Raw genomic sequence first — 5578 nt, forward strand, 5'->3', positions numbered from 1 at the left:
CTCCCTCCCCGCCCGGAAAATATCTGCCCGGGCCACGCGACGTAACATCCCGGACTTCTCCCAGCATCGGCCCATAGGGTGGATGCTCCACTCCGGCCACGCCAACCGAAGGAACCGAATGTCACCCGCTGCCACCGCAGAGACCACCAAGACCATCGACGCCCCCGCCCTGAAGGCACTGCTTGAGGACAACCCGAACCTCACGGTCATCGATGTCCGCAATCCTTCGGAGTTTGAGTCCGCCCACATCCCGGGTTCCCACAACATTCCGCTGCCCCTGCTCTCGGCGCACACCGTTGAGCTCTCCGCCCGGCTGGGCAGCGACGTCGTGATCCTGTGCCAGTCCGGTGTCCGCGCCAAGCAGGCGCACGAGCGCCTGGCCGCAGCCGGACTTCAGGGCGGTCAGGTGCTCTCCGGCAGCGTGGACGATGTCGAAAAGGCCGGCGGCTCCGTGGTCCGCGGTAAGCAGGTCTGGGACATGGAGCGCCAGGTGCGTTTCGCCGCCGGAAGCCTCGTAGGGCTCGGCCTGCTCGCCGGGCGCATCGCGTCGCCGAAGTTCCGGGTGCTGGCCGGGGGCATCAGTGGCGGGCTGGTGTTCTCTGCCCTGTCCAACACCTGCGCGATGGGCAAAGTCCTGGCATACCTGCCGTGGAATCAGGGCGCTTCCGAGCCGGGCTGGGAAGAGATCCAAGCGAACCTGGACCGCTAACTGCGGACGCTTTCCCTGGTGATGGCCCGCCCCGCCCCAACGGAGCGGGCCTTCTTCAGCTTAAAACAGCCGTTCACCCCTCGGGACCTTTCTTCCCCTTAAACCCCGCCAGTATCAACAGCCCCGTTGAGTTCCGTGCATCTTGGGACTACCCTCAGGTCTCCTCAGGGCCGCTGACGAGGGCCGGGACAGTCGTGGATCAAAGGAGAACCATGCGCTCGATAACCAAGACACTCGTGGGGGCCGCGGCCATTGGGCTTGTGCTCAGCGGCTGCGCGGGAGACAGTTCGGACGGGGAGGGGCAGACCCTGCGCGTTGCCTACAAGAAGGCTGATCCGGTGCTCGAGGCGCTGATGCAGAACACCAAGGAGCAGTTCGAATCGGAGAACGACGGCATCACCGTGGAGCTGACGCCGATCGAAGGCAATGACGAGGACTACGCCACCAAGCTCGCACTGTCCCAGCGCTCCCCCGATACGGCACCGGACGTGTTCGTGGAGGACTCCTTCAAGCTCCGCGCCGACGTCGACGCCGGATATGTGCTCCAGCTCGACGATTACCTCGCCGACTGGGAAGACTGGGACACCTTCAACGAAACAGCAAAGCAGGCAGGACTGGGCGACGACGGCAGTACCTACGCTGTTCCGCTGGAGACGGACACGCGGGTCATTTGGTACAACCAGAACGTGCTGGGCGACGCCGGCATCGAGATGCCCTGGCAACCCGAAACGTGGGACGACCTCCTTTCCATGGCACGCACCGTGAAGGCCGCCAACCCGGAGGTGGTCCCGTTCAGCATGTACGCCGGAACCATGCAGAGCTTCTACGAACTGCTCTACGGCACCGAGGACGGCACCCTCTACGACGAGGACGATCAGAAGTGGGTCACCGGGTCGCAGGGATTCACCGACTCACTGGCCTTCCTCAAGACCATCTACGACGAAGAGCTCGCCGTCACGCCGGCCGAAGCGCTGGACCCGAACATCTGGCAGAAGATTGTTGGGGAAATGCTTCCACAGGACCAGATGGGTGCCACGGTGGAGGGTTCGTACGCCCCGCAGTTCTGGCAGGAGGGGGCAGACTACGAATGGCCAGAGTACAGCGAGGTCATGGCCACCGCGCCGTTCCCCACCCAGAACGGACAGGAACCCGGTGCCGTCAGTATGTCCGGCGGCTGGACCCTGGCCGTCGGTGCCGGAACGGAGAACCCGGACCTGGCGGTGGACTTCGTCAAAACCGCGATGGACTACGAGAACTCCTTGGCCTACACCGTGGACGCGTCCAAAATCGCCGTCCGCACCGATGTGGCCGAGGCACCCGAATACCAGGACATGAACCCGTTCGCCGCTGAGGTTACCGAGGTCCTGGACGTCAGCAACTACCGTCCGGCCACCGCAGACTTCGCCGAGATCGATACCGCCGTCCTCACTGCCACACAGGAAGTCGTGGCCGGCGGCAAGTCCCCCGAGGAAGCCGCCAAAACCTACGACGAAACCCTGACGAAAATCGTCGGCGAAGAGAACGTCATAGAGAAGTAGCCCGCGGTGGCTACCTCCGCCGGGACCCGGTCCTCCTCCGCGGAGGACCGGGCAGTTACAGCCGGTCCCCGGGTTCCGCGCAACCGGGTCCGCAAGGCGGGTCGGCTTCTCCCGCTGGCCCCCGCCGTCGTACTTCTGCTGGTGTTCCTGGGCGGGCCGATCCTGTGGGCCTTCTACGGTTCCTTCACCGACACCGGGCTCACCGGCGCCAGCGCCCGCAACCCGGAGTGGATTGGCCTGGAGAACTACCGCAGCCTGCTCGCCGATCCCCTCTTCCCGCAGTCCCTGTGGCTGACCTTCATCTTTGTGTTCTGCTCGGCCGTGATCGGGCAGAACTGCCTGGGACTCGGGCTGGCCCTGCTGATGCAGCGCGCCAACCGGGTAGTAGCCGCCGTCGTCGGAACCTGTGTGGTGGCCGCCTGGGTACTGCCGGAAATCGTGGCCGCCTTCATCACCTACGCCTTCTTCTTCCGCGACGGGATGCTCAACCAGCTCACCGGACTGGCCGGGCTGCCGGCGGTGGACTGGCTGTACGAACACCCCATGTTCGCCCTCATCCTGGCCAACATCTGGCGGGGCACGGCCTTCTCGATGATGAACTACCAGGCCGCATTGAACGATGTACCGCCGGAAGTCACCGAGTCCGCCACGATCGACGGCGCCGGCGGTTTTGCGCGCCTGCGCTTCATCACCCTGCCGATGATCAGGCGCAGCATCGCCACCAACCTGATGCTGATCACGCTCCTGACCCTGGGCACGTTCACCCTGATCTTCGTGGTCACGCGCGGCGGCCCGCTGAACGCGAGCACCACCTTGCCGATCATGGCGTACGAACAGGCCTTCCAGTTCGGCGACATTGGCTACGGAACGGCCATCGCCGTCGTCATGCTGCTCATCGGCGCAGTCTTCTCCATCGCCTATATCCGCATGCTGCGGGAAAGGAAGGATTAGGCAATGGCCGACGTCGCTGCCCCCTCCGTGCCGTCCACCAAGCTCCCGGCGCACAGCCGCCGCACGCCCGCGCACCGCCGGAAGGCCGGGCGGGCGTCCAACCTGGTGCTGCTGCTGTTCGCCGGGTGTTTCCTGCTCCCGCTGACCTGGCTGCCGGCCGCGTCCCTGAACGCCGATGCCACCTATGAACTGACCGTGCCATCGACCCTGACGCTGGATAATTTCGGCGCGATTCTGAATGCGCAGCAGACCTTTATTCCGCTGCTGAACAGTTTCCTGCTGGCAACCGGTTCAGCGCTGGTCACCGTGACGGCGGCTGTGCTGGCGGCCTATCCCCTCTCCCGCTACCAGCTGCGCTTCAAGCGCCCCTTTATGTATACGGTGCTGTTCGGCACCTGCCTGCCGATCACCGCCATCATGGTTCCGGTGTACAGCCTGTTCGTGCAGCTGAACCTGCTCGATTCGCTCGGCGGCACCATCTTCTTCATGGGCGCCACGTTCCTGCCGATCGCCATCTGGATGACAAAGAACTTCATGGACTCGGTCCCCGTCAGTTTGGAGGAAGCGGCGTGGATTGACGGCGCCTCGTCAATGAAGGCGCTGTTCTACGTGGTGCTGCCGCTGATGCGTCCCGGGCTGGCAGTGGTGTTCATCTTCGTGTTCCTGGAAGGCTGGGGCAACTTCTTCGTTCCGTTCATCCTCCTGTTTGCCGAGAGCAAGCAGCCCGCCGCGGTGAGCATCTTCCGCTTCTTCGACCAGTACGGCGGCGTGGCCTACGGCGAGCTGGCAGCTTTCTCCATCCTCTACTCGCTCCCGGTCATCATCCTTTACATTGCCACCCGCGCCATGGGCGGCAGCTTCGCGATCAGCGGGGCGATGAAGGGCTGAGGACACGGTACCTCTCACGTCAACCGTGCCTTTCTTCCAGTTCCCCGGACGCCGCTTCCCGCCGGTACCCGCTGGGCGTAAACCCCAGCACCTCCCGGAACACGTCCGTCAGGTGGGCGTGGTCGGCATAGCCAAGCTCGGCGGCAACGTCCGCAATTCCCAGGCCCGGATCGGTGCGCAGCCGCTCAGCTGCCTCCTGCAGCCGGTACCGCCGGATCATCGCCAGCGGCGGCAGCCCCACGTGCTTACGGGCGATCCGCTGCAGGCTCCGCACCGACACTCCCATCAGGTCAGCGGCCTGATCCACGCGCGTCAGGGAGGGATCCGCTTCAATCAGTTCTTCGAACCGATTGGCCAGCATGCCCTCCGGCGAAGGCTTCGGCAGTGTCGTTTCCGCCCAGTCCGACGCCGCCGCAACGGCCGCAGCGCGGCGGGCGCCGCCGTCGTCGCCCGCCTGTGAAACCATCGCATCGGTGACAGGCGTCCGCAGCGCAGGCACCTCCAGCGGGATGTCGATGTCCCTGAGTGCACCCGGGTCAGCGCACAGGAAGGGAACAGCCGCCGGACGCAGGAGCAGGCCAAAGGCCCAGCCGGTGCCGGTGAGGTCGCGGAAGGACCGCCGTGTTGCGGGTCCGTACAGCCTCGCACCGCCGGGCTCGATCACGAAGTTCAGCGCGGGGAAGGGCAGGACTTCCTGCCGGGAGGTCCTGCCCGGTGCCAGGTCCCATTCGGGGATCCAGAACCAGCGGATCCGGTCCGCCAGCGGCGCGGGCGCGGGTACCCGATGGAACGAGGGCAGCCGGGCTGGATACAGGGGGCCGCGCCACTGCTCCTCCATCACTCCTCCTGCACACGTCGCCGCGGGTTAGGAAAATATGCCCGGTTGTCGCAAATCGCCAAGCCGCCGGGCAGCCCGGGTCCCTAGCCTGATTGCATGACTACAACCCAGAACCAGAACAAGCACTCCGGAGCCACCGGCCGGTACACCACCGCCGGAGTTCCCCACGGCCTGACCAGTCTCACACCGTTCGTAGCCGTCCCGCGAGCCGCGGAGGCAATCCGTTTCTATCAGGATGTCTTCGGTGCCAGGGTCGTGGACGTAACGGAGATGAACGGCGTGACAGTCCACGCGGACCTGGACCTCGGCAACGGCCATCTCCAGCTCGGCGAACCGAATCCCGGCTACGGCTTGGTGGACCCGCCGGAGCCGGACACAGCCTGCTACTCCCTTGGCTTCTACTGTTCCGACGCTGATGAGGTGGTCTCACGTGCCGAAGCGGCCGGCGCAGTTGTCCGGGAACCGCTGGAGACCTTCGTTTCCGGGGACAGGTTCGCCAGCATCCGCGATCCCTTCGGAATCCGCTGGACCATCATGACCCGGGTCGAGGACCTGTCAGAGGAAGAAAGCGCAGCACGCGTGGCCGAGTGGGCGGCCCAGCAGGGCTGAGCCGCCTACGGACGTTACGGCAGGCGCCAGTAGACGTAGTCGTTG

At 65.2% G+C, this 5578-nt stretch carries 6 protein-coding genes; 5 read left to right on the forward strand and 1 reads right to left on the reverse strand.

Annotation, left to right across the window (positions count from 1 at the left end; genetic code table 11):
* Nucleotides 1-118 precede the first annotated feature (118 nt).
* The 4 genes from TVB01_RS16395 (at nucleotide 119) to TVB01_RS16410 (ending at nucleotide 4086) form a co-directional block, all read left to right on the forward strand.
* Nucleotides 119-709, forward strand: coding sequence for a rhodanese-like domain-containing protein (locus TVB01_RS16395; protein WP_422456968.1), 591 nt, complete (start codon nucleotides 119-121; stop codon nucleotides 707-709).
* A 212-nt stretch (nucleotides 710-921) separates the two neighbouring features.
* Nucleotides 922-2247, forward strand: coding sequence for an extracellular solute-binding protein (locus tag TVB01_RS16400; RefSeq protein WP_422456969.1), 1326 nt, complete (start codon nucleotides 922-924; stop codon nucleotides 2245-2247).
* A 114-nt stretch (nucleotides 2248-2361) separates the two neighbouring features.
* Nucleotides 2362-3198 carry a carbohydrate ABC transporter permease gene (locus TVB01_RS16405; protein ID WP_422456973.1) on the forward strand — a complete coding sequence of 279 codons (837 nt, stop codon included), beginning with the start codon at nucleotides 2362-2364 and terminating at the stop codon, nucleotides 3196-3198.
* A gap of 3 nt (nucleotides 3199-3201) precedes the next feature.
* Nucleotides 3202-4086, forward strand: coding sequence for a carbohydrate ABC transporter permease (locus TVB01_RS16410; protein ID WP_422456970.1), 885 nt, complete (start codon nucleotides 3202-3204; stop codon nucleotides 4084-4086).
* Between the two features lie 19 nt (nucleotides 4087-4105).
* On the opposite strand, the gene TVB01_RS16415 is transcribed toward TVB01_RS16410, so the two are convergent.
* Nucleotides 4106-4924 carry a helix-turn-helix domain-containing protein gene (locus tag TVB01_RS16415; RefSeq protein ID WP_422456971.1) on the reverse strand — a complete coding sequence of 273 codons (819 nt, stop codon included), beginning with the start codon at nucleotides 4922-4924 and terminating at the stop codon, nucleotides 4106-4108.
* Between the two features lie 96 nt (nucleotides 4925-5020).
* On the opposite strand from TVB01_RS16415, the gene TVB01_RS16420 reads away from it, so the two are divergent.
* The gene (locus TVB01_RS16420) at nucleotides 5021-5533 is read left to right on the forward strand and encodes a VOC family protein (RefSeq protein WP_422456972.1); all 513 of its coding nucleotides are present in this window, start codon (nucleotides 5021-5023) and stop codon (nucleotides 5531-5533) included.
* Nucleotides 5534-5578: the final 45 nt, after the last annotated feature.

The sequence above is a fragment of the Arthrobacter sp. 7Tela_A1 genome (assembly GCF_049311065.1).
In the GTDB taxonomy this organism is placed as follows: Bacteria; Actinomycetota; Actinomycetes; order Actinomycetales; family Micrococcaceae; genus Arthrobacter_B.